Source organism: Bacillus sp. FSL R9-9497, from assembly GCF_038005805.1.
GTDB lineage: Bacteria > Bacillota > Bacilli > Bacillales > Bacillaceae_G > Bacillus_A > Bacillus_A cereus.
Map to the genome: position 1 here is coordinate 3,871,731 of NZ_JBBOTY010000001.1, position 25,541 is coordinate 3,897,271.

Genomic DNA, 25,541 nt, shown 5'->3' on the forward strand with positions numbered 1-25,541 from the left:
CCTCTCTATTTCAGAGAGGTTTTTTCCTTATCCATCTTTTCTAAATATATTAACGCATCATCCAGCGTATCTACTGGTACAATTTTCATTTTTGTTTTAATATCCTTTGCAGTCTCAAGTGCATCTTTATAGTTCGATTTCTCCGCACCTTTTTCATTTGGCGCAAAGAACACTTCAGCCCCGGCATCGCTAGCAGCCACCACTTTTTGATTTATACCACCAATTGGGCCCACTTCTCCTTTTTCATTAATTGTACCTGTTCCAGCTATTTCATGTCCTTTCGTTAAGTCTTCTTCCACAAGTTGATTATATATTTCTAATGTGAACATTAAACCTGCGGATGGTCCACCAATTTCATGAGAATTAATTTTCACTTTCGGATCGACCACTAATTCTCTTTCCGTAACGATAGAAACACCTATACCGACACGTCCATTCCCATTAGGAATCGTCTTTACATTTAAATTCTCTTTCAATTGTTTTCCATTTCTCATGTACTCAATACTTACAGCATCGTTTTCTTTTTTCCCTGTCATATATTCAATAAATTGCTCCGTCTTTTCAAATATTTTTCCGTCAACAGCTATAATAACATCACCAAGCTTAAGCTTTCCTTCTGACGGCATTCCTTTTGCCACACCAGCAACTAATACACCTTTATTTTCAAAAGATACTGAGCGATTTGCACGTTTATATGCATTATAAATTGCTGCATTTTGCGAATCTTTCATCGCATAATTTTGGCGAAATTGATATTCTTCATCACTCTCACCTTTTTGCAATATTTCTTCCGCTTTCGAAATATGTGTATATTTATTAAACTGTGCCGCTATTAAATTCACCACATTTGCTGGTCCCATTGAAACCGTAACAAGCATAAAATCACCAGATTCTTTCGTTCCACCCTCAACTTGAACATAAGGCTCTAATTTGGCAGCCATTCCTGGTTTTGTTACATAATACGGTAAACGCACGTAAACAAGTAACATCGCCAATATAACCCCTATTAAGATTGCATATATAAACCGAAAACGCTTAAACATTATGTTTCTCCTTCCACTGCTCAATTAATAAATAAATATTTGAAACATGTTTTTCTGCTTCTACTTCTCCAACTCGAATAATGTCTTCAATGTTTGTAAAAGCACGTGAACTAAATTGCTCTACAGCTGGTCGCATCATTAAATCCGATGCAATTTGCCGATTCATTACAAGCTCATGCTGCATAATTTCAATACTTTGCATAATTACGTCATAAATGGACGTAACATCGCCATTCACCTTAATTGGAGATACATCAACAGCGATAACAATATCGGCCCCTAACTCTTTCACAACCGATACTGGGATGCGATCAATGACTCCACCATCCACTAATAATCTTCCATCTATTTTTTCTGGTACAAACACTCCAGGAACAGATATGCTAGCCCTCACCGCATCTGCAACTGGCCCACTTGTAAAAACCACTTTTTCCCCCTTCAATATGTCAGTAGCCACAACAGCCGTCGGGATATCTAACTCTTCTAAATTTTTATTATATGTAAACATTTTAATCATATCTTTGACACGTTTTCCAGCAATAAATCCCATTTTCGGTACCGTGAAATCTAAATAATACTTCCGCTTAAAAACAGATGCCAATTTATACAATCTTTCAACGTTACTACTTGCCGCATAAAACGTACCTATTAGCGCCCCCATACTACTTCCTGCAATCATGTGAATAGGGATACCGGCTTCCCTTAAAACCTTTATTACACCAATATGAGCAAACCCTTTCGCTCCTCCAGACCCAAGTGCTAAACCAATCTTTGGTTCTTTCATTTTTCTCACCCTTTAATTTTTTTCATTCCTTTTTCATACTTATGGTCTAAATTCACTACGTATCCACGTATACTGAAATGAACGTTTTTTGGGACAAAGGGGGATTTACTTACATGTATGAAAAATGGAAAACCGCTTTCCTTACCATATCAACGCTATTTTTAACCTTTTCTCTTGTACTCCACCCCCAAGCCGCTTTGCAAGCTTCTATTCGCGGGTTAAATATATGGTGGGAAGTTGTATTCCCTTCACTACTACCGTTTTTCATCATTGCGGAACTTCTAATTAGTATCGGTGTTGTAAAATTTATTGGCGTTATATTAGAACCACTCATGCGCCCACTTTTTCGCGTTCCAGGGATAGGCGGATTTGTTTGGGCGATGGGAATGGCTTCTGGTTTCCCTGCAGGCGCCAAATTAAGCGCTAGACTACGAAAAAGCAATCTTTTAACTCAGATTGAAGCGGAGCGCCTCGTTTCTTTCACAAATTCTTCCAATCCACTTTTTATTTTCGGTGCTGTGTCTATCGGTTTTTTTAATAATCCGAAATTAGGAATTATATTAGCCGCTGCCCATTATTTCAGTAACTTTGCTGTCGGATTAATTATGCGTTTTTACGGCGATAATACCGCTTACAAAAATAATACACACACTACAAAAAAACGTCGCTTTCAAAACCCTTTTTTAATTCTTCACGAGACACGCTTACAAGAAAAAAGACCAATTGGTAAATTACTTGGGGATGCCATTGTTTCTTCTATTCAAACATTACTTATGATTGGCGGATTTATTATTTTATTCTCTGTGTTAAATAAAATGATTACTGTATTCCACATTACAGCAGCTCTTTCTTTTATTATGCAACATATTTTATCATTCTTCCAACTAAGTACAGATTTTAGTATACCTATATTATCAGGTATTTTCGAAATGACACTCGGAAGCCAAATGATTAGTCAAATAAATGAAACACCACTCTTACAACAAGCTATGGTAACAAGCTTCATTTTAGCATTTAGCGGTCTTTCTATTCAGGCACAAGTTGCTAGCATATTAGCTGAAACAGATATCCGATTTAAACCCTATTTTTTCGCACGAATTATTCAAAGTATTCTTGCCCCTATTTTTACATTTGTATTTTGGACACCATTTTATGAGAAAGTGAGTTCTTTCTCACCTATGCCAAAAGATATTCCTGTATTTTTATCCGAGCATCCTTCTATACTACATGAACTTTGGACATCTTTTATACATTATGGACCAATTTTTACATTATTTTGTCTATACTTATATGTTATTTTATTATTTTTGCGCACATATAAAGAAAAACCCCGTTCACTTTAACGGGGTTTGAAACTTTTCTTTTAAAGCACGCTCTACAATAGGAGGTACAAGATCTACTACACTTCCTCCATACCTCGCAACTTCTTTTACAATACTCGAGCTTAAAAATGAATATTGGTTGTTTGTCATAATAAAAAATGTTTCAATATTTTCATCTAATTTTCGATTCATAGAAGTAATTTGCATCTCATATTCAAAATCAGAAACTGCTCGTAAACCACGTAATATTGCATTTGCATTACGCATTTTTGCATACTCTACTAATAGCCCACTATGCGAATCTACCTTTACATTCGGGATATCCTTTGTCGCTTCTCGAATTAGTTCTAATCGCTCTTCAACTGAAAAGAATGGTTTTTTTGATGAATTGTTTAAAACGACTACGTACACCTCATCAAATACTTTTGCTCCCCTTTTAATAATATCCAGATGCCCAAGGGTAATTGGATCAAAACTTCCTGAAGAAATAGCTATACTTGTCATTCTGTCCCCTCACCTTCATACTTATAAATCGATATTGCAGTAATCCCATAATTCTCAGCTCGTACTTTTACAAGCCTTCCTATTGAATTAGGTAAAACTACATCATTACCATGCTCTGCCATAATTAATCCATCACTATGTAGCAATCCATGTTGATCCATTACACTAATTAAAGATACAATTTTTTGCTCTTTATATGGAGGATCTATTAATATAAGATCGAATGACATTTCACGTTTTATTAACGCCTTTACTGCACGTTCAGCATCATTTCGATATACTTCAGCTTGTTCCTGTACTCTACAACTTTCTAAATTTTGATGAATTACTTTTATTGCTTTACTATCCCGATCAACAAAAATTACTTTATCGATCCCTCTGCTCAAAGCCTCAATTCCAAGACCACCACTACCACCAAATAAATCAAGGGCGATACCACCATCAAAATAAGGACCTATCATATTAAAAATAGATTCTTTTACTTTATCTGTCGTTGGACGTGTTGTATTACCAGGAACCGCTTTAAGTGGGTGTCCTTTACATTTTCCTGAAACTACTCTCATCTGTTGTCACTACCTTTATTTCAATCTATCGAGCGATTATAGAAAGCCATTCCCACTTCGGTAACAGTTAACAAACCACATTCACCTAACTATAGAAAAACTCGGCCTCAAATAACCTCTCGTTATTTTTATGTATTCATCTCATCATTCACTAATATGAACCCAATATGTATATTAGTTCCACTTTATCTTTTTTATCCTATCACAAAATAAAAAAAAGAAAAATAAAAAGCCCAACATAAAATTTAATTTCATTATGTATATCTTCATTTAGATTGGACATAAATAATTATAACAACATCACCTTCGATGTTGTTGCCAACCGCGGAGAAGACTTACGTTTCCCCATAAGTTCTTCCTCCGGTTTCTCCTCTCCCTTTGCCTTCTTACTAGTACATGCTAGTATAAGAAGGACCCTGCTATGCAGGGTTTTTTTTCTTTGTGTGCTTTTCATTTAAAAAGTGAAATGGTACAGTAAAAGAAAGAGGAGGAAAAGATATGATTCAACGCTTTATAGAACTTGGAGAAGGCTACTCTGATTTATATGAATTACTTGAAATTGCCAAAACAAATCAAGAACGTATAGCACATATGTTACAATTTGAAACGATAAAAAACGATAAAAAAGTGTGTTCGCTTGTTGTAATATTAAAACCAACTACTACTGGTGATTTCCAACCATTATACATATGTCGTGAAGGCATTCCTGTATTTGAAAATAAAAAAAGTAAACGTGTCATTTTATTTGAAGAAACGGCAGAACAACTCGGAAAAAAAGTGGCTACCTTTACTGTAAAACCATCTACAACTTTCCCAGAAAAAGAACTATTTTTTAATCATTTAATTGGTATTTTACGAATGAACAATTTCATTCCTCCGATGAAATAACGTGTTATTTCAAGTGAAAAATCCCCGGCTAAATTTAGCAGGGGATTTTTTCTATTAGCTATAATCGTATTCTTTTGCTCGATCAGGACGGGAATTTTCAAATTCCGTTTTTAAATACGGGCGATACGACTGTTCTATCTTTTTCACAAAAGGAAGTTTGTTCAACTTATGCATCATATGCTCAATTTGTTCCATATCACAATATACTACAGCATATTTTAATCGTTTTGATATGTAATGTATGTTACCATATTTCCTTAAAATCTTGGCATGTTTCAATGAATGTAAATAAACAATCATACTTTGTCGTTGCCCGAACATAATCTTCTCCATCTTCTCCTTTTAAAAACATATATTTTATATTCTATGAAAACCAATCAGAAATTTATAACATTACAGGACAAACTCTGTATACGTTTTCTTCCAACTTCTAAAAAACGGGGTACATCACCCCGTTTTTTTACAACCACAACCTCCGCCAGTACCACAACCTCCACCACAGCCACCAGCATCAAAGAATGGATTTCCTGTTGGCACTTTAATGGAAGAAGACACTTCCGAACCGATTGCTACACTAACTTCGTCTAATAACTTCTGCAAAGCAGTTTCTGCTCTTTTAAAAGCTGCAACCTTATCATGTAAGTCCACAGAACGCTTTAATTCTCTCATTTTCATCGACACGGTAGTATAGTCAGGATGGTATTTTCCAAAACGCTGTACTTCCTCATACCGTTCTTTCATCGCTGTAAATTGCTGAATTAGCGTCTGAAGTTCCATATCTTCATGTAATTCTCTATAATACTTACGATAATCTTCTGCTATATCTGAACAGATAATCGCTTTTGCAAGCTGCTCTGCCTTATCTAATATTAATACGCTTTCTAGCGTCGCTACAATCATGAGAGACACCTCCGAGTATCCATCATACCACATTTAGATTAGAACTACTAATTGAAGTGACTTACTCAAAAGAAAGATATAACGTAACTATTTTTACACTATATCCGTACACACTTATACATTAATATGTTCCGCTATATTATATTTAAGAACATCCCATTTTCCACTATTTTGTTTCACATAACTAATACACGCATTTTTTAATGGTGTCTTAAATGTAATTTCATCTGGTTCAATGGCATGTAAAATCGCTTTTATCGCGTGTGAGTGAGCAACAATAATAATACGTTTGCCAAAATGAGTTGTCGCAACATCTTCTAAAGCAGCAAAGCAACGAACTACAATCTCTTCATCTCGCTCCATACCTTCTACTTTACCCTCAGCAATCAACTCTCTAACAGCCGCAACCGGCTTCCCTGAAGCTTCTCCAAAATTCCGTTCAACAAATCGCTCATCTAATAAAATCGATTGTAATCCAACTGCCGTTGCGATTTCATTAGCCGTTTCTTGCGCTCTAATTAACGGGCTACTTATAATGATATCCCACGTTTCTTCTTGTAAAGCAGCTGCACTTTGACTCGCTTGCTTCTTACCAACTTCATTAAGCGGAATATCTTCTCGCCCCTGAATAATTTCTTGAAAATTCCAATCAGTTTGTCCATGTCGTACTAAACAAATTTCCGTCATGCTGCAACTCCTTTTTAAATAATCAACTTCTATTGTAACAAAAGTTCTGCATGACGGACATATTTTTCACTTCCAATTAGGTTGCATTTTGTTGCTTCATATACTGAAACATATCAATCATGATCGAAGCAACGGCCAATTGATTTTGAAACTTTTCCACTTTATCTGGTATCGTTTTTTTGAAATGTTGCATCGCCGCTAACTCAAAAGCCTCTTTTTCTTCAGGATTTCGTGTTAATTTTCTATACCAGTACGGTTGCTCTCTAATATAGCGAGATAAATCCTCATCAGCCTTTATAAACTCCATAATTTCTGCTCTCATCATCTTTCCCCCTAATCCTTTTGAAAGAAAAACGGGTTATTTTCTGAAGTACTTTGCTCTTGCTGCGTACGGTTACCTTGAAATTGCTGAATAACTTGTTGCACGCTCCCAATTGCACTCGTCACATTGGCTAAATGGTTCTGCATTTGTTCCACGTCCAACTTTTTAAAAAAAGAAAGCATTTGCCCCATCACATCAGCAGTTTTTTCCTCTTCAGTTCGATTATCTTTTTCTTTTTTATTTTCTTTTACCGAAGAAAACGCAGGCGCTCCATCCGGTCTATAAGTTGCCCATATTGGATCTTCTTCACCAAGTAAGTACCATTCTTCATAAAATTGTTGCCATGTTTTATGACCACTTCTAACCTCATGAACCATTTTAGGGTGATGGTTTACAAATTCTTTAAACTGTTGAATCGATGGATGTAACGGTCCTTTTGTTGTTGGCATAATCCTCACCTCTCCATGTATATCTACTATATAGTAAGAAAAAAAAGGCGCATGGTTCGCCTATTTTTAGACGATTCATGCACCTTTTTTTCTGCTATTTGCATACGGTCAGATTCCCACCTACAATTCAGTGAATACGAAGTAACTAATTTGGTAATGTGACACCCCACCGCTTACAGTTTCGCTTTATTTTCGAATAAAGTTTTGTGTATAAAATTTATCGTATACACCAACACCTAATCCTGTAAATTGTTCATTTAATAAATTCTTTCTATGCCCCTCACTATTTAACCAACCTTGCACTGCCGCAATTCCATCACTATGTTGCGCCGCTATGTTCTCACCAGCAAGTTGAAATCCTACTTTCCCGCGCTGCAAACGATCTCCTAGTGTACCTAATGTAGGTGAGTCATGAGAAAAATAATTATTGTCTTTCATATCTTTACTGTGACCAACAGCAACATCTGCTGTTTCCTGATCCCATGTTAATAACGGTAATTTATGACGACTTCGAATGATATTTGTTAAATCAAAAATTTGTTGCATATTCCCATTTTCTACTTGTTTTATTTTTTCTGGAGTCAATGGTTGTTCTGCTATTAATTCACCTGAATAAACGAGCTGATACGGTCTTTGGCGTAATAAAGTTTCATCATCCATATAACGAACACCAACAAGCTCATGTGTAAATTGATCAAAATACAATTGCGCCCATCCATCTTCTACAGGTATTAACGGTTGTTCCATGACTTCGGTATCAGATAGCTCAAATTGATAACTATTTTTCCCTCTTTTTAATGAAATTTCATGCGAAAGCGGACTTTTTTTATATACTTCTTCATATTTTTCATTTATATAATAAGGTGGAACCTTAACTTGTTCACCAGCTGCGTATGCCGTTACAACTTTACGTTCAGAAACTCCAAATTGAACATACTGAGTTAAATCCTGGTTGTATACCCACCATTCATATCCGTATGCAGATGGCTCTATTCGAGAGGGTTCTCCCCACTTCGCTAATAAGTTTTCAGAGTCTTCACCAATCATATTTAAAACAGTGTCTGAGGAGTCTTCCTTAATTTGCTTTTTCTTTTTCACAATTTTATTTTCTTGCTTTGATTGAGATGGGGTTAATATATATTGTGAAACGAGTAATTTCCCGTATAAATCAACAGCTAAAATTAAAAATGTAATCATTACGATACGCAATAATTTCTTCAAACGATATACCTCCTGAACAAAACATAAAATTGAGATATACACAAATCCTTTTCTTTCTTTTTGTGTGTACCGTACTCTTTTCACTATATCATATTTTTGTGAAAAAAGTCTGGATTATCCCTTTTCTCTCAATATGAATTGCACTTTCTTATTATTCATACTATTATAAAAATAATGGTGTAACATTAAAAAAGGAGGTATTATATGCAATTTACAAATACGAAATTTAATGGAGCCGTCGTTGAATTAACTCTTTTAACTGAAATCATGGAAAACAACCACTTCGTACTTGCCGGACAGTGGGATTATGAACGAGTTACATACGATTATAAATTTGAAATATTAAAGGATGTTTATTATTTACGAGTGCAAGGAGTTGCTGTTGAAGGTGACATCGGCAGTAGACACGCTGAAGTAAAACTACTTCCCCCCTTATTAGGAAAACATTATTATCCTCACGGCGTTGAATATGGTGATGATGAGACTTTCCCAACGAATGTACTTCAAAAAAGCGAACAACTCCTACAAAATGTCGAAAAAGAGTTAAAAGAATTTCAAATTATTGATTAACAAAAACAAGCGCATCAATATGATGCGCTTGTTTTATTTCCCTTCCCTAAGAATGAATCGTTTTTTTTACTGGATATCCATAAATAGATCCATCTTTTACTTTAATCTCATCTTCCCAAGGAACCTTATATTTACCTTCAGCTAAATCTTTTACAAACGTATATGGATTTTCTTTCACCCCACCAGGAGTTGCTACATATCCTCTTGAACCTAGATTATATATATTATTTTCCAATCCCCATCCTAATCTAGCCTGATCTGCTAGTTCTGGATATACTTCAGCAGTAACAATCTCCCACGGATTTCGATGACCCTGTACTAAAGTAGTCCCATCAAAGTTACATACTTGTCCTTCACCAAAGTAATAAAATACACCATCATAACCCGCTAAGTTTACCGACAATGTATACATTAAATTTTGCCATGCATTTGAGCGATTGGTTAGCATCCATTGTTCACTAACTTGTGTACTATATCCAGAAATACGAATTAAGACATTTGCACCTTTATAGGCCGCTTCACGAGCTACTTCAGGGAACATGCCATCATGACAAATACAAACAGCTAATTTACTTCCTCCAGGTCCATCACAAACAGGTAAGCCTAAATCTCCAGCTTTCCAAGGCTCGACTGGCACCCAAGGATTTAGCTTACGATACTTCAAAATCATTTCACCTTGTGGATCAATAATAACTGCTGTATTATATGGCTCTCCACCATCAGGATTTTTCTCCATTATTGAAAAAACACCATATACTTTAGATTCTTTACATGCCTCAGCAAATAAGTCTGTTTCTGGCCCAGGCACTGTGCATAAAAATTCTTCTGTAGTCCATTTTTTTGTATTGAGCCCTTGTGTACTATATTCAGGAAATACTATCAATTCTAAACCAGGGTAACCTGATTTGGTCGAATGAATTGTTTTTATGATTTGTTGAATTTGTTTATCAATGTCTGCACGCGATTCTACTACTGGTACTGGATATTGAATTAGTGCTGTCAAAAAACCACTAATCGGCTTTACCATACTTCCACTACTACCCATTTAAACTCCCCCTTAAAATAGTTCGTGTTTATTAAAGATAACAATATATATTTGTAACTCTCTAAAAAACTTGCACTACATATGGAATTATTACGCATGAAAGCTAGTAGTAAATTTTATCTCCACTTTTAGTACACGCCTACACTAACTTAACATAAAAAGTTAGAAAATTCAATCTTTTTTAAAGGTAGCTAAAACTAAAAAAGAAAAAGCGCATGGAATCCCATACACTTTTTTACTTAGTCTGCAAATACGGCGGCAATTGTTGCAACTGCTCCTTATCCTTTTCACGTTCTCTACGTGCCCATCTAAAGAATACATAGCCTATAATTGTACCGTATACTATTTCCTGGACAATTTTCATTATAATACCACCAGTTTGCTGGTCTTGTACGACTGGCATCCAGTGCAAAAATTCTGGTCCCGTTATATTTAAATCTGATAAAGTGCCCGCTGGTACACATAGTTCCATCGCTTTCATCCAAGCAGCCGGATCCGTATACGTTGCAAATAACGGCGCTGTCGCAAAAATGATTAACGCACAAGCAGGCGTTAATAATATGCCGTTAGCAAACATATAACCAAGTTTCTTTATATCACTTAACGTTTGATATTCTGGTAATGGATTTAACATCGGCCACCACATCATGATTGCTGTAAAAAACAATATAGCGAGACAAATAGGATGAGCTATTTGACTTTGTTTTACTGTATCAAAAACAACTGGTAAATGATAAAAAGAAAACAGGCCGTTAAATACAAACAACGCAATAAGTGGTTTAGCAAATGCCTTTAATATAATTTGAACGAACTTAAAAGAAGTAATGTAACGATATAACCAAATTGGTATACCAAGCAACAGTAACGGTGGAACTGCAATATACATGACTGCCATTTCAAACATATGAGCACTAAATATAATATGGCCAATTAAATCAATAGGTCCTCCCTTTACAAAATACAAAAGAACAATACCAGTCGTAAAATAAAAAATTTGCTTCTTACTTACCTTCGTCGCATTTTCAAATCGCATTCTATATGGCCCAATAATTAAGAAGTACCCAATAAGAATTGAAAGCATAAATAATAAAAAGATTGGACTCCATAAAGCCTGAAAACCAAATATCCACAAGTTACTCATTTTCACACCTACCTTCGTAAGGTTATCTCATAATATGAAGAGGGAGCTGTGACAACACAAGCTCCCTTATTTTTCACTTTTCAAATCCACACGATTGTCATAAAAGCTAAAATTGTAATTAACCCTATTAGCAGACCAGAGTAAAGAAAGAAACTTGCTGCTTCATGTCCTTTATGACTCATATGCATAAAATAATACAATTGAAAAATTACTTGTACCACTGCTAATAGTAAAATAAACGGTACAGAGAAAATCGGACTAAAAGTTTTTGGATACGCCACTGCTACAAATGCAACTAATGTTAAAAAAATCATTAATGCAAACGTAATAACTTGATGCCTCATTTCCTCCGCACTTTTTCTCTTCCGATAAACAAGATCAACTTTAGGATTATTCGTTTGCTTTATCGCCATTGTTTATCCCACCATTCCCATTAAATATACTACAGTGAAAATAAACACCCAAACTACGTCAATAAAGTGCCAATAAATCGATGCAACATAAAACTTCGGTGCATTGTATAAATTTAGACCTCTCTTCGCATTTCTAAAGATTAATGTTAAAATCCAACATAACCCAAACAATACGTGGAGTCCATGTGTACCAACAAGAGCATAAAACGCAGAGCCAAACGCACTACTTCTCATAGTATGCTTAAATTCATGTGTATAATGATAAAACTCATATATCTCAAATCCTAAAAACCCTAAACCTAGCAATACTGTTACTAGTAACCAAAGCTGCATTTTCTTAAAGTTAAAGTTTTTCATGTGATACATCGCATATACACTCGTTAAGCTACTCGTTAATAAAAGCATCGTCATAATGAAAACGAGTGGCATTTGGAACATCTCTTGAGATGTTGGTCCACCATTTGTAGAATTCTTTAACGCTAAATATGTGCCGAATAAGGAAGCGAACAACACTGTTTCGCCTCCAAGAAATAACCAAAAACCGACAAACTTATTTTTCCCTTCAAGGGTTGCTTTTTCAGGCTCTGCTGGAAATGTTTCATTCGTTAACTTTTCATCTACATGCATTATGCCTTGCCCCCCTTATCCTCTAAATCTTCTTTATGAATATGATACCCATGATCATCAATTACTGAACGTAGGAACATTGCGCCAAATGTAATGATTAAACCAATAATTGCTACTAATAACCAGAACTTATCTTTTCCGCCCTGCATATACATCGCACCAAATGCCGCTATAAACAATCCGAAAGAAATAACAAATGGTGAAAACGAAGGATTTGGCATATGAATATCACCAACTGGTTCCGCTGCTGTCATCTCTTTATTACCTTCACGTTTTTCAATCCAAAACGGATCTAATCCGCGAACAAATGGTAATTGTTTAAAGTTATATTCTGGTGTCGGTGCTGGCATTGTCCATTCTAATGTACGTGCATCCCACGGATCACGACCAGCTTTTTCTTTTGATACTGTTGTTTTAATTACATTGAATAGAAGAACAATCGTTCCAAGGGCCATAAACACCGCTCCGATGGAACTAATCATATTCCCCATTTCCAACCCTTGCCCTTCAAGATATGTGTAGTAACGGCGTGGCATACCAATCAAGCCAAGGAAATGCTGAATAAAGAAAGTTAAATGGAAGCCGATAAAGAATAGCCAAAACGTTATCTTTCCTAATGTTTCATTTAATACTTTATTAAACATCAGTGGCCAATAATAATGAGCTCCTGCAAGTAAACCAAATACAACACCGCCAACGATTACATAATGAAAATGTGCTACTACGAAATAGTTATCATGAAATTGATAATCAGCTGGTGCAGATGCTAGCATAACCCCTGTAACTCCACCCATTACGAATGATGGAATGAAAGCTACTGCCCACATCATTGGTGTAGTAAAACGAATACTTCCGCCCCACATTGTAAAGAGCCAGTTGAATATTTTGATACCAGTCGGAACCGCAATCGCCATTGTTGCAACTGAGAAAATAGCATTAGCAACTGGACCAAGTCCAACAGTAAACATATGGTGCGCCCATACCATAAATCCTAAAAATCCAATTAATACAGTCGCAAACACCATCGATGAATAACCAAACAATCGTTTTTTCGAAAATGTTGCGAAGATTTCTGAGAATATTCCGAAAGCTGGGAGTATAAGAATGTATACTTCTGGATGACCGAAAATCCAGAATAAATGCTCCCATATAATTGTATTCCCGCCCAATGCCGGATTAAAGAAACTTGTTCCAAATAAACGATCTAACATTAAAAGTCCTAATCCTACAGTTAACGGCGGAAAAGCGAATAATATAAGCGAAGATGTTACAAATGTTGTCCATGTAAACATCGGCATACGCATATACGTCATTCCTGGAGCGCGCATATTAATAATGGTTACAAGGAAGTTAATTCCTCCAATTAATGTACCAATACCTGAGATTTGCAAGCCGAGTACATAGAAATCAACACCATGCCCTTTAGAGGCTAAAGCTAAAGATGCATAAGATGTCCATCCTGCATCAGGTGCTCCACCTAAAAACCAACTTAAATTTAAAAATACTCCACCAAAGAAAAATAACCAAAATCCGAGTGAATTCAAAAACGGGAACGCTACATCACGTGCACCAATTTGAAGTGGTACAGCGGCGTTCATAAATGCAAACACGAGTGGCATAGCTGCGAGGAAAATCATTGTTGTACCGTGCATCGTTAATACTTGATTATAAGCATCCCCAACAAGAAAAGCGTTGTTAGGAATCGCTAATTGAAGGCGAATAAATAGAGCTTCTATTCCGCCTATTACAAAAAACAATCCACCTGCAATTAAATAGAGAATGGCAATCTTTTTATGGTCTACTGTCGTTAAATAATCCCATATGACAGCACCCATCCCCTGTTTTTTTGCTACAGAACTCACGTTTTCAACCTCCCCTTCGCGAATAGTCCCTCTTTACTTTTCAACTTTTAACGTTTGTAAGTATGCATTTAATGCATCAATTTGATCATCCGTTAAGTTGCCATATTTGCCAGTCATTTTGTTTCCTGGCTTCATATTTTCAGGATCTTTCAGCCATTTTTTTAAGTTTTCTTCATTGTTTTCGGCAATACCGGCAACCATATCGCGATCCGCAAAGTTTGCTAAGTTTGGTGCAATACGAGCGGAAGGTGGTCTACTATCATTAGATCCAACTGCGTGACAACCAATACAGCTTTTATTAAATATTTCTTGGCCCTCTTGCGCCTTTGTTGAAGCTACTTCTTTCTTCCCATCAATCTTCTTCATATCAGCAAGCCATTTTTTGTACTCGCTTTCATCTAAAGCTTTCACTTTAAATTGCATTAAAGAATGTGATGGGCCGCAAAATTCTGTACAAAAACCATTATAAGTGCCCGACTTATCTGCCTTTAACCACATTTTGTTCACATTGTCTGTATTTGTATCCATTTTCCCTGCTAAAGATGGAACCCAAAATGAGTGTTTAATATCGGCACCCTTCAAATTTAAATACACTTTCTTACCTGTGGGGATGACCAAATCTTGCGAAGTTACTATCTTTTCTGATTTATAAGAAAATTCCCACCAATAAAGATTCGCTGTTACATCAACAACGATAGTATCTTTATCAATATTCTTTTTCTCCATCGCACTTACATCAGCAAGTTTGAATGTATATGTAACTGTTGGAACAGCTAAGATTAGTAAAAGAATAATCGGAATAACTGTCCATATAATTTCTAGCTTGTGATTCCCTTCAACTTGCTCTGGAATATAATCTTCCTGACCTCTCTTTTGTCGGAAACGCACAATTACATATAAGAAAATAATAGTAACTACTAGTACTACTCCTACCATGATTGCACTTGCCAGTAGAAGTAAATCATATTGCATTTTTGCTACTTCTCCTTGCGGAATTAAAGTAGATTGAAAGGCTTTACCGCATCCCCCTAACAGTAAAGCCAGCAGTGAAACGAACGAAAGCAGTCGCCACTGTTTCTTCATACAAACAACCCCCACTTTCCTTGTGAATTAGATTGTACTTTATAGTTAAGTAAAGTAAATCTCAACGTAAAGAAATCCAATTATGTCGTTGTCTTAGAAGAATGTAACTACAATCATTGATACAAATAAGATTGTTAAATAATTTAGGGAATAAACAAACATTTGCACGGACCATTTGATGTCATCTTTCTTACGGAAGCCATAAAATCCTAAAACGATCCATCCGATGTTAAGCAGTGTTGCAATTACCATAAATGTTATCCCTAGTCCACTCATATAAAATGGTAGTGGTAATAAACATACTGTCCAAATCATAATTTGGCGTTTCGTAATTTCAAATCCATGAACTACAGGAAGCATTGGAATTCCTGCATTTCGATATTCATCAACACGTTTCATTGCTAATGCAAGGAAATGTGGGATTTGCCAAATAAACATAATTAAAAATAACATCCAAGCAATTGGATGGCCTAAAGATGGATCGATTGCTGCCCATCCAATTAAAGGAGGAACTGCACCAGATATACTCCCTACAACAGTATTTAGTGTATACTTTCTCTTTGTCCATAAACTATATAGAACAACATATGTGAAAGCACCAATAAATCCCATTAAGACTGCCATTGGTGTTGTTAATAATAAAAATACAAAACCAAGAAGTAATATGACTAGTCCAAATGTAAGTGCAAATCCTGGTTTATACTTTCCAGTAACCGTTGGACGGGTCTTTGTTCTTTCCATTAATGGATCGATGTCTCGATCAATGTAGTTGTTTAAACAACATACCCCTGCCATAACTAATCCAGAACCAACGATTGTAAAGAATAACTTATCCAGATTGTCCATTACACTTAATCCATTAAAGTGTAATGCCAACCAAAATCCTGTAAATACAGTAAGTGTATTTGAGTTTACAATCCCCATTTTAACGAGTGCTTTTAAATCTTGTAACCGAGTTGTTTCCGGTACACTTGTAACAGCGGACTCATCATGCAGCTCACTTGTTGCATGGTTCATCACTCTAACCCCCTCTTAAAACTTTCATCTTTCTTTTTGCGCATATTTCAAATGAAATAATTCGCTTCTATATAGCAATATTATTACAGTAGAAACATTGTTAACCCATTCTACTACTAATCTACGCCCATACTCCAATATATTAAATCATATTTCCCGAACATTTTGTGAAGAAAACATGAACTTTTTGTGTCGAATATAAAAAACTTCATTCTGACTTGTCCTTATCATAACATGATGTTACCTTCTATAATAAACTATTTTGTCCTATTTAACACGTATTCTCCCCATTTCTTTTCAAAATAGCCTATTTTTCACCCAAAATTTTCCTTGCGAACCCTGTTTTTACACCTATTTTCTCTCCCTTTCCTTCCCCCTCCATTTCTTTGCTATTTTATTATTTTTTATATATCATAGGAACTAGCGCGTTTTATTCTATACATAATGGAATGAAAATATTTCGCAATAACTTCATAGCAGAAAGATGGTGAAAGAGATTGCAACGCTTTATTAAATGGTTAGCAGTCATTACAAGCCTTGATTTATTAATAGTTTTATTAGGAGGCGCTTTAGTTACAAAAACAGGTTCTGGTCAAGGTTGTGGTAAATCATGGCCACTTTGTAACGGTGAATTTGTTCCATCTAATTTATCAATGGAAACTATTATTGAACTTAGCCACCGATTAACATCAGGATCAGCTGGAATTCTTGTCACTCTACTTTGTATTTTGTCCTGGAAATATTATAAACATGTGCGTGAAACAAAAACGTTAGCAATTTTATCCTTCGTATTTTTAGTTGCACAAGCATTAATGGGAGCAGCAGCAGTTGTTTGGGGACAAATGCCAGCTGTACTTGCTATCCATTTCGGTATTTCCTTAATTTCATTTGCTTCTGTCATCTTATTAACGTGTCTTATCTTTGAAATTGACCAAAAATTTGATGCACGTTCACTTATTATGGACAAAAAAATGAAATTTCATATTTATGGTGTAACAATTTACAGTTATATCGTCGTCTACACAGGTGCTTTAGTACGTCACGAACGAGCTAGCTTAGCCTGTCCAGACTTTCCTTTATGTAGCAAAAACAGACCTATGCCAACTCAACTACATGAATGGGTTCAAATGGGCCATAGAGTTGCAGCGATGTTAATTTTCGCCTGGATACTATACGCGATGATTCTCGCTATTCGCCATTACAAGCAGCAACCTGTAGTATATTGGGGATGGATTATTTCATTTATCCTTGTTACACTTCAAGCTGTAGTAGGAGTTTTAGTTGTATTTACAAACGCTAGTTTAGCGATGGCATTGTTACATTCTCTATTCATTTCTTGCTTGTTTGCCGTACTATGCTATTTAGTTATGCTAGGAACAAGAAGTAAAGTGAATGCAAAAGAAGCCAAATCAACTTCTAAACAAACAAAATAATTTAAAACTAAAATCCCTTGCCAATTCGGCAAGGGATTTTTTGCAATAAAAAAGAGCTGTATTTACACAGCTCTTTTCTTATTTTAGTGATCTAATTCAATAAGTAAATCACCCGTTTGAATTGCATCACCATCGTTAACATATACTTTCTTCACTTTACCATTGAACGGCGCTTGAACTGTCGTTTCCATTTTCATCGCTTCTGTAATTGCCATAGAATCGCCTTTTTTCACTTCGTCGCCTTCTTTTACAACTACTTTAATTACCGTTCCTGGCATCGTTGCACTAATATGATTTGGATTCTCACGGTTCCCTTTCACACGTTGTGCAACTGTTGCTTTTACACTCTCGTCTTTCACGATAATTTCACGTGGTTGACCGTTAAATTCCAAGTAAAGAACGCGGTTTCCATCCGGCTGAGGTTCTCCAATTGATACTAGTTTAACCATCAATGTTTTACCCTGTTCAATTTCTACATCAATTTCTTCACCTAGTCTCATACCATAGAAGAACGTCGGTGTATCAAGTACAGATACATTTCCATAAAGCTCAGCAACTTTTTCATAATCCATAAATACTTTTGGATATAAAGCATATGCCACTACATCAAAAATCGTTACTTCGCGTCCAAGTTTATGGAATAATTCTTCTTTTAACGCTTCGAAATCTACTGGCTCTAGTAATTCACCTGGTCTTACTGTTAATGGCTCTTTCCCTTTTAAAATAATCTTTTGTAATTCTTTCGGGAAACCACCGTACGGTTGACCTAAATCACCAGAGAACATTTCAACAACAGACCCTGGGAAGTCCATAGCATGTCCACGCTCTAAAACATCTTGTTCTGTCAGATGGTTTTGAACCATAAATAATGCCATATCACCAACAACTTTTGATGATGGCGTTACTTTTACAATATCTCCAAACATGTCATTCACACGGCGGTACATTACTTTCACTTCATCGAATCGATCTCCTAAACCAACCGCCTTCGCTTGTTGCTGAAGATTACTATACTGCCCACCCGGCATTTCATGCATATACACCTCTGTATGAGGCGCATTCATACCACTTTCAAACGGTGCATAGTATTTGCGTACATCTTCCCAATAATGAGATAGTTTTTCTAAAGAATCTATATTAACATCTGGTTGTCTTTCGTTTCCGCCTAACGCATAGTATAGCGTGTTCGCACTTGGTTGTGACGTTTGACCAGCCATAGAACTCACTGCTACATCGACGATATCAACACCCGCTTCAATTGCCTTCGTATACGTTAATATACCATTTCCACTCGTATCGTGCGTGTGCAGATGAATTGGAATCGACACTGTCTCTTTTAATGCAGAAACTAAATCATATGCTGCATTTGGTTTTAGTAAGCCCGCCATATCTTTAATACCTAAAATGTGAGCTCCTGATGCTTCTAACTCTTTTGCTAAATTTTTATAGTAATTTAAATCATATTTACTACGCAGTGGATCATGAATATCCCCTGTGTAGCACATTGTTGCTTCTGCAATTTTACCAGTATCTCGTACAGCGTCAATTGCAACTCTCATGCCTTCCACCCAGTTTAAGCTATCAAAAATACGGAATACATCAATGCCTGCTTGAGCAGAACATTCCACAAATTTTTGAATTAAATTATCTGGATAGTTTTTGTATCCAACTGCGTTTGAAGAACGAAGTAACATTTGGAATAACACGTTCGGCATTTTTTCACGAAGATCTAGTAATCGTTCCCATGGATCTTCTTTTAAGAAACGATACGCAACATCAAACGTTGCACCGCCCCACATTTCCGCTGAGAATAGGTTCGGTAACATTCTCGCTGTTGGCTCCGCAATTTGATGTAAATCTTTTGTACGAATACGAGTTGCAAGTAATGACTGGTGTGCATCACGGAATGTTGTATCCGTTAAAAGTACACGTTTTTGATCCTGTACCCATTTTACTAATCCGTCCGCTCCACGCTCGTCCAAAATTTGTTTCGTTCCATTTTGGATTGGCTCTGAATGTTTTAAACATGGAATACGAGCATCTGGGAATATTGGTTTTTCTTTTTTCCCTACTCCTGGGAAACCATTTACTGTTACTGTACCAATGTAATTTAACATTTTCGTTCCACGGTCTTTACGTTTCGGGAACAAGAACAATTCAGGTGACGCATCGATAAATGAAGTATCATATTCTCCTGATAAGAAGTTTTTATGCTTTACTACATTCTCTAGGAATGGAATATTTGTTTTAATACCACGAATACGGAATTCTTTTAAGTTACGTTCCATTTTTGCAGCAGCTTGCTCAAAAGTAAGTGCCCAAGTTGTAACTTTTACAAGTAAAGAATCGTAGTACGGTGTAATAACTGCACCTTGGAAGCTATTTCCTGTATCAAGACGCACACCAAAACCACCACCTGATCGATACGCCATAATTTTTCCTGTATCCGGCATAAAATTATTTAGCGGATCTTCAGTTGTTACACGAGATTGAATTGCAAATCCATGTACAACTACTTCCTCTTGCTTCGGAACACCTACCATTTTGCTATGTAATGAATGTCCATCCGCTATTAAAATTTGTGATTGAACAATATCTACTCCCGTAATCATTTCTGTAATCGTATGTTCTACTTGAACACGTGGATTTACTTCAATAAAGTAAAACTCATCATCTTTTACAAGGAATTCTACTGTTCCTGCATTTAAATAGTTTACATTTTTCGTTAACTTCACAGCAGCATCACAAATACGCTGACGCAGATCATCTGAAAGTGATACACTCGGTGCAATTTCTACAACTTTTTGATGACGACGTTGTACAGAACAGTCACGCTCGTATAAATGAACAACATTGCCTTCTTCATCTGCTAAAATTTGTACTTCTATATGTTTAGGTTTTTCAACAAATTTTTCGACGTAAACTTCATCATTACCAAAAGCTGCTTTCGCTTCTGATTTCGCTCGATTATATGATTCTCCTAATTCCTCACTAGTACGCACAATACGCATACCACGACCGCCACCCCCAAGGGATGCTTTAATAATAATCGGGTAATCATACTTTTCAGCAAATTTTTCGACTTCTTCTAATGAATTTACTGGACCATCACTACCAGGTATAACTGGAATTTGTGCTAGCTGCGCTTGTGTTCTTGCTTTCACTTTATCTCCAAACATATCTAAATGCTTACTTTTCGGACCGATAAAGATAATTCCTTCTTCTTCACAACGTTTAGCGAATTGAATATTTTCTGACAAGAAACCATATCCAGGGTGGATTGCATCTACATGATTACTTTTTGCAATCTCAATAATGCCTTCAATATCTAGATAAGCATCAATTGGTTTTTTTCCTTCCCCAACTAAATAGGACTCATCGGCTTTATAGCGATGATAAGAACCACTATCCTCTTTAGAATAGATTGCAACTGTTTTTAATCCAAGTTCCGAACAAGCTCGAAACACACGAATTGCAATCTCTCCACGGTTAGCTACCAATACTTTTTGAATACGTTGCAGCTTTGTCATGATTTTCCCCCTCTACTTTCCTACCACTCTAGAGATAAAATATACACACACCTTAAAAAGCGTGAAGTTCTTCACTTTCCACATTATATTATACTTAGAAAGCTTCACTTTATTTTTATCCATCATACCTTATTTTCTAACAAATGATAAGTTTTCTGTGCAATTTGTTTCACAAAAATAGTATAGCATACCTCTTCCTTTCATAACAACTTAATTGTATATCACATTTAACTTAATGTGATATATCTTTTAGCTGAAAGAGAAATTAGTACATCATATTTAAAAATAAAAAACACATCATGCTCTAAAGCACAATGTGTTTTTATTTTACAACTACAAGATGTGGTCCATTTTGTTCTCTTTCTTTCATTACACCATTCTGTTGTTTCTCTTGTCGTTTCACGTGACTAGCAATATTGAGTAGTATTCCCATTGCAAGTAGATTAGCTAATAAAGAACTTCCGCCGTAACTAACAAACGGTAATGGTACTCCTGTAAGTGGTATTACTCCAGACATACCACCGACATTGATAAACGTTTGAACTCCAAACAAGCTTGCAATTCCGATAGCTATTAAACTTCCAAATGGATCTGTACACTTTTGCGCAACTCTAAATGACCGAATAATAATAAGTAATAAACAGATTAAAATGATAGCTACACCTATAAAACCAAGTTCTTCAGATATAATTGCCATTATAAAATCCGTTTGCGGTTCTGGTAAATAACCATATTTTTGTACACTATTCCCTAATCCTCTACCATTAAGCCCTCCAGAAGCGATTCCAATAAATGAATTCACTAATTGAAACCCATCCTTTTGAGGATCATTAAACGGATCAAGGAAAACAGAAAAACGTGCCTTTTGATATGGATTTAATGCATAATTACCAAGAAGATATAGTGCCGGAATCCATACTATAGAAGTTAAAGCAATTCGTTTAATCCATAAGTTAACCTGTACTCCCGAACAAAGAAACATAATTCCTACTGTTCCTGCAATTAACAAATCAGTACCTAAATCATTTTGCTTTAATATTAAAAACATGATTATTCCAACACCAATAAGTACTGGACCTGACCCTTTGAAAACAGGTGTATTCGTTTCTTGTCTTTTCGCAAAAAAATGAGCTAAGACGAGAATAACTGTTATCTTAACAAATTCTGCAGGCTGTATTCCAAATATCCACCCGTTTGCACCGTTTACTTTCTTAGTGAAAAAGGCAGCTGCAGCTAATAAGGCAACACTAGCACCGTAACTCCCCAACAAAAAAATTCGTTTTCTCCAAACTTTATATGGGATAGTAGCAATAATTATTAATACCATTGTCCCAACAACTAAAGTAATTAATTGTCTTTTAAAAAAGAAATTTGCTGGTTTATCAAATCTCGAAATCGCAACAATGGAACTCGAACTATATACCATTATTACCCCCAGCACACATAAAATAACAAGAGGAAGTAACAATGAATAATCCATTGATTTCCATACTTTTTTCATTTCATTTCCTCTTTCTGTTTCAATTTAATTATTGTTGTATTCCATATGTACATTGATTCTTCCTGCTTTATTATACAAATAAAAAGCTCAAACTAATTTAGTTTGAGCCCCCTTATTTGAACCCGTTATTGTTGTTTGTTTGTAAATGCTTCATGAAGTGCAGATAACTCACGTTCGAGCTCACCTAACATTGCTTTCCCTTGTTCTTCTGCAATAAGACCAAGGCGAACTGCAAAATCGACCTCGCGGGATAGTCCAAACATTTGTGTGTCTAACACTTCTTCATATAATGGACATTGCGGCATTGTAAGATGGTCCATTTGCACCTTAATAAGTCTTAAAATCTTCTCTGCATCCGCTTGTAGAAGGGCTAGTGCCTTTTCCTGATGATTTGCTACTGTCTCAGACGCCAAATTGATTCCCTCCGTTTCCGTCCTACTCTCCTCTATCCTATCTATTAATATTAGCGATAGTTTTAATAAATTGCAATAGAAACATTTTTTGTGACAACAGTGTCTAATACTATTATACTGAAAAGTGGGAGTATAACACAAATGGGGGAACAACAATGAGCGAAATTTTATTTATTAACGGAAAAGTACGTTTTCCAATCACTATTGATCCAACTGTTTGGATCTTTGATGATCGAAAAGTAGATTTGACAACTTACTTTGATGAAGCTAGAGAAAACACGTCTGAACTAGAAACTTATTTAAAAAACACTTCAGAACATTGGGATCGCGAAATCCGTGATGGTGCCGCTTTTCCTCCAATACAACAAAGTGTGAAGAAATATAAAAAAGAACAGCTGATTACTGGAACATTTGGTATACCATTTCATCCATTCCTTGCTAACGCTGAAATTTTAGAAGACGCTACGCAAGTTGAAATTGAAACGGTAGATCATACAATGACACTTCCATTAGAAACTGTCAAAAATGCTATACTAGGCTTTTCAAAAGAAGGAAAACCATTAAAAGAAGACGGGCCTGTTCATCTCTATTTCAATGATGGATCTAATCAACAAAATCCAATCCGTAACATCCGTAAATTTACAATTTTTTAAAGAAAAGGAGTGAGCTTAAGCTCACTCCTTTTTACAATAAATCTGCTGCTAGTTGAGCTAAATTAGATCGCTCCCCTTTAACAAACTTCACATGACCACTAATACGCTGTTCTTTAAACTTCTCTACAACATACGTTAAGCCATTATTATATTCATCTAAATATGGGTGATCAATTTGCTGAGGATCTCCCATCAATACAATCTTACTCTTTTCCCCTACCCTAGTTAATATCGTCTTCACTTCATGCTTTGTTAAATTTTGTGCTTCGTCAATGATAATGAACTGATCTGGAATACTTCTCCCGCGTATATAAGTAAGGGCCTCTACTTCAATCGAACCCATTCCAGCTAAAATAGCATCTAACTCTCCTGGCTTTTTCGTATTAAATAAATACTCTAGGTTATCAAAAATTGGCTGCATCCATGGTCTTAACTTTTCTTCTTTTTCTCCTGGTAAATAACCGATATCTTTTCCAACTGGAACAATTGGTCTTGCCACAAGTAATTTTTTATATAACCCTAAGTCTTCTGTTTGCATAAGTCCCGAAGCTAACGCAAGTAACGTTTTTCCTGTGCCGGCTTTCCCCGTTAACGTTACAAGCGGAATATCTTCACGAAGCAACAATTCTAATCCCATAATTTGCTGCACGTTTCGTGGTCGTATCCCCCACACTTGTTCATTGTGAAAAATAAGTTTCTTTACCTTCTTACCTAAGTGATCCACAATGCCAAGAGCAGAACTAGAGCCCCCTAATGCATCTTTCATCACTACAAATTGATTTGGATAAAAAGGATGATTCGCAATTTCAGATAGAGGCAATTCACCTTTCTCATAAAAATAATCCAATTGTTCTTTTGATATATATCCTTCTAAAAAACCAGAATATATATTTTCTACTTCAATTACGCGATCACTTAAATAATCTTCAGCCTTCAAACCAATTGCATCAGCTTTTACTCTTACTAGTACATCTTTACTTACTAAAATAACAGACTTCCCGTCCTCTTTTTCCTGTTCTTCTAAAGATAGATTTTTTGCTACAGCTAAAATTCGATTATCATTTGTTTTTTCTACAAAAATATCTTGTAGTTGCACAAATGAACGATGGTTCAATTCAATACGAAATGTTCCGCCGTTTTCTAGCGGGATACTTTCATGCAGCTTTCCTATTTCACGAAATTTATCTATTAACTTAGATACATAACGAGCGTTTCGTCCTACTTCATCCATATAACGTTTTTTCGAATCAACCTCTTCTAATACAACTGCTGGAATCACTACTTCATTGGTTTCAAATGAAAAAATAGATAAAGGATCCTGCAAAAGTACATTCGTATCTAACACATAAATTTTATCCAACCTGTTACCCCCTGACTCCACTTTTAAATTTGTAGAACAAGGGTTTCATCCATACAATATGGACGAACCATTGTTATAATTATATGTACCGTGTAAACGAGGTAGAATCGAAAATCATAGTCATTAAACCTTTTATTTATTCTTTATTCATTTCTATTCAATATATTACTTTTTATTATAATTATTAACGTTAAATCACAATAACCGATT

The 25,541-nt window shown here is 35.7% G+C and carries 26 protein-coding genes; 5 read left to right on the forward strand and 21 right to left on the reverse strand.

The window, feature by feature from the left end:
* Positions 1-5: 5 nt before the first annotated feature.
* Complete coding sequence (locus tag MKY21_RS19770; RefSeq protein WP_000476294.1) at positions 6-1,043, reverse strand: SepM family pheromone-processing serine protease; 1,038 nt, start codon at positions 1,041-1,043, stop codon at positions 6-8.
* Positions 1,036-1,827 (reverse strand): patatin-like phospholipase family protein, encoded by a 792-nt coding sequence (locus MKY21_RS19775; RefSeq protein WP_000662590.1) that lies wholly within the window; start codon positions 1,825-1,827, stop codon positions 1,036-1,038. Before MKY21_RS19775 ends, MKY21_RS19770 begins: the two co-directional genes overlap by 8 nt.
* Positions 1,828-1,940: 113 nt before the next feature.
* Between MKY21_RS19775 and ylbJ the strand changes: the two genes are divergently transcribed.
* Positions 1,941-3,170, forward strand: coding sequence for a sporulation integral membrane protein YlbJ (gene ylbJ / locus MKY21_RS19780; RefSeq protein WP_044795376.1), 1,230 nt, complete (start codon positions 1,941-1,943; stop codon positions 3,168-3,170).
* On the opposite strand, the gene coaD is transcribed toward ylbJ, so the two are convergent.
* Together coaD and rsmD are read right to left on the reverse strand one after the other, a co-directional pair.
* A complete protein-coding gene (gene coaD, locus MKY21_RS19785; protein WP_000200601.1) occupies positions 3,162-3,653 on the reverse strand; it encodes a pantetheine-phosphate adenylyltransferase in 492 nt (163 codons plus the stop codon). The two genes, ylbJ and coaD, sit on opposite strands and share 9 nt — an antisense overlap.
* Positions 3,650-4,216 (reverse strand): 16S rRNA (guanine(966)-N(2))-methyltransferase RsmD, encoded by a 567-nt coding sequence (gene rsmD / locus MKY21_RS19790; protein WP_001266981.1) that lies wholly within the window; start codon positions 4,214-4,216, stop codon positions 3,650-3,652. The genes coaD and rsmD overlap by 4 nt, the downstream gene beginning before the upstream one ends.
* A gap of 498 nt (positions 4,217-4,714) precedes the next feature.
* On the opposite strand from rsmD, the gene MKY21_RS19795 reads away from it, so the two are divergent.
* Positions 4,715-5,104, forward strand: a complete 390-nt coding sequence (locus MKY21_RS19795; RefSeq protein ID WP_000616017.1) for a DUF7147 family protein — start codon at positions 4,715-4,717, stop codon at positions 5,102-5,104.
* Between the two features lie 54 nt (positions 5,105-5,158).
* Here the strand turns inward: MKY21_RS19795 and MKY21_RS19800 are convergent, their stop codons facing one another.
* The 6 genes from MKY21_RS19800 to MKY21_RS19825 all read right to left on the reverse strand — a co-directional run bounded on the left by MKY21_RS19800 (position 5,159) and on the right by MKY21_RS19825 (position 8,683).
* Entirely contained in the window at positions 5,159-5,425 is a 267-nt protein-coding gene (locus MKY21_RS19800; protein ID WP_002082261.1) for a YlbG family protein, read from the reverse strand.
* 126 nt (positions 5,426-5,551) lie between these two features.
* Positions 5,552-6,004, reverse strand: coding sequence for a YlbF family regulator (locus MKY21_RS19805; protein ID WP_000634366.1), 453 nt, complete (start codon positions 6,002-6,004; stop codon positions 5,552-5,554).
* Between the two features lie 114 nt (positions 6,005-6,118).
* A complete protein-coding gene (locus MKY21_RS19810) occupies positions 6,119-6,691 on the reverse strand; it encodes a histidine phosphatase family protein (protein ID WP_341077216.1) in 573 nt (190 codons plus the stop codon).
* Positions 6,692-6,767: 76 nt separating this feature from the next.
* Positions 6,768-7,013, reverse strand: coding sequence for a YlbE-like family protein (locus MKY21_RS19815; protein ID WP_001200990.1), 246 nt, complete (start codon positions 7,011-7,013; stop codon positions 6,768-6,770).
* A gap of 11 nt (positions 7,014-7,024) precedes the next feature.
* Positions 7,025-7,462 (reverse strand): YlbD family protein, encoded by a 438-nt coding sequence (locus MKY21_RS19820; protein ID WP_001143324.1) that lies wholly within the window; start codon positions 7,460-7,462, stop codon positions 7,025-7,027.
* 186 nt (positions 7,463-7,648) lie between these two features.
* Positions 7,649-8,683 (reverse strand): CAP domain-containing protein, encoded by a 1,035-nt coding sequence (locus tag MKY21_RS19825; RefSeq protein WP_000735378.1) that lies wholly within the window; start codon positions 8,681-8,683, stop codon positions 7,649-7,651.
* A 204-nt stretch (positions 8,684-8,887) separates the two neighbouring features.
* Here MKY21_RS19825 and MKY21_RS19830 point away from each other — a divergent pair, with 204 nt between their 5' ends.
* A complete protein-coding gene (locus MKY21_RS19830) occupies positions 8,888-9,253 on the forward strand; it encodes a YugN family protein (RefSeq protein ID WP_001160947.1) in 366 nt (121 codons plus the stop codon).
* 46 nt (positions 9,254-9,299) lie between these two features.
* Here MKY21_RS19830 and MKY21_RS19835 read toward each other — a convergent pair whose 3' ends face one another.
* From MKY21_RS19835 to ctaB, 7 genes are all read right to left on the reverse strand, one after another.
* The gene (locus tag MKY21_RS19835) at positions 9,300-10,298 is read right to left on the reverse strand and encodes a formamidase (RefSeq protein ID WP_000535802.1); all 999 of its coding nucleotides are present in this window, start codon (positions 10,296-10,298) and stop codon (positions 9,300-9,302) included.
* 235 nt (positions 10,299-10,533) lie between these two features.
* Complete coding sequence (ctaG, locus tag MKY21_RS19840) at positions 10,534-11,439, reverse strand: cytochrome c oxidase assembly factor CtaG (RefSeq protein ID WP_000069023.1); 906 nt, start codon at positions 11,437-11,439, stop codon at positions 10,534-10,536.
* 80 nt (positions 11,440-11,519) lie between these two features.
* Positions 11,520-11,852, reverse strand: a complete 333-nt coding sequence (gene ctaF / locus MKY21_RS19845; RefSeq protein WP_000985706.1) for a cytochrome c oxidase subunit IVB — start codon at positions 11,850-11,852, stop codon at positions 11,520-11,522.
* 3 nt (positions 11,853-11,855) lie between these two features.
* Positions 11,856-12,479, reverse strand: a complete 624-nt coding sequence (gene ctaE, locus MKY21_RS19850; RefSeq protein WP_000557861.1) for a cytochrome c oxidase subunit III — start codon at positions 12,477-12,479, stop codon at positions 11,856-11,858.
* Entirely contained in the window at positions 12,479-14,314 is a 1,836-nt protein-coding gene (gene ctaD / locus MKY21_RS19855; protein ID WP_153579316.1) for a cytochrome c oxidase subunit I, read from the reverse strand. The genes ctaE and ctaD overlap by 1 nt, the downstream gene beginning before the upstream one ends.
* A 60-nt stretch (positions 14,315-14,374) precedes the next feature.
* Positions 14,375-15,424, reverse strand: a complete 1,050-nt coding sequence (coxB, locus tag MKY21_RS19860) for a cytochrome c oxidase subunit II (protein ID WP_000745276.1) — start codon at positions 15,422-15,424, stop codon at positions 14,375-14,377.
* Positions 15,425-15,517: 93 nt separating this feature from the next.
* The gene (gene ctaB / locus MKY21_RS19865) at positions 15,518-16,441 is read right to left on the reverse strand and encodes a protoheme IX farnesyltransferase (protein WP_001015058.1); all 924 of its coding nucleotides are present in this window, start codon (positions 16,439-16,441) and stop codon (positions 15,518-15,520) included.
* Between the two features lie 497 nt (positions 16,442-16,938).
* Here ctaB and ctaA point away from each other — a divergent pair, with 497 nt between their 5' ends.
* Positions 16,939-17,874, forward strand: coding sequence for a heme A synthase (gene ctaA / locus MKY21_RS19870; RefSeq protein ID WP_001188746.1), 936 nt, complete (start codon positions 16,939-16,941; stop codon positions 17,872-17,874).
* Between the two features lie 83 nt (positions 17,875-17,957).
* Here ctaA and pyc read toward each other — a convergent pair whose 3' ends face one another.
* The 3 genes from pyc to MKY21_RS19885 form a co-directional block, all read right to left on the reverse strand.
* Entirely contained in the window at positions 17,958-21,404 is a 3,447-nt protein-coding gene (gene pyc, locus MKY21_RS19875; protein ID WP_000164087.1) for a pyruvate carboxylase, read from the reverse strand.
* 322 nt (positions 21,405-21,726) lie between these two features.
* On the reverse strand, positions 21,727-22,905 hold the full coding sequence (locus tag MKY21_RS19880; RefSeq protein ID WP_000758404.1) for an FtsW/RodA/SpoVE family cell cycle protein: 1,179 nt from the start codon (positions 22,903-22,905) through the stop codon (positions 21,727-21,729).
* Between the two features lie 125 nt (positions 22,906-23,030).
* Entirely contained in the window at positions 23,031-23,318 is a 288-nt protein-coding gene (locus MKY21_RS19885; protein ID WP_000135694.1) for a YlaN family protein, read from the reverse strand.
* 155 nt (positions 23,319-23,473) lie between these two features.
* Here MKY21_RS19885 and MKY21_RS19890 point away from each other — a divergent pair, with 155 nt between their 5' ends.
* Positions 23,474-23,971 (forward strand): peptidyl-prolyl cis-trans isomerase, encoded by a 498-nt coding sequence (locus MKY21_RS19890; RefSeq protein ID WP_341077219.1) that lies wholly within the window; start codon positions 23,474-23,476, stop codon positions 23,969-23,971.
* Positions 23,972-24,002: 31 nt separating this feature from the next.
* Here MKY21_RS19890 and MKY21_RS19895 read toward each other — a convergent pair whose 3' ends face one another.
* Complete coding sequence (locus tag MKY21_RS19895) at positions 24,003-25,331, reverse strand: PhoH family protein (RefSeq protein ID WP_000358083.1); 1,329 nt, start codon at positions 25,329-25,331, stop codon at positions 24,003-24,005.
* Positions 25,332-25,541: the final 210 nt, after the last annotated feature.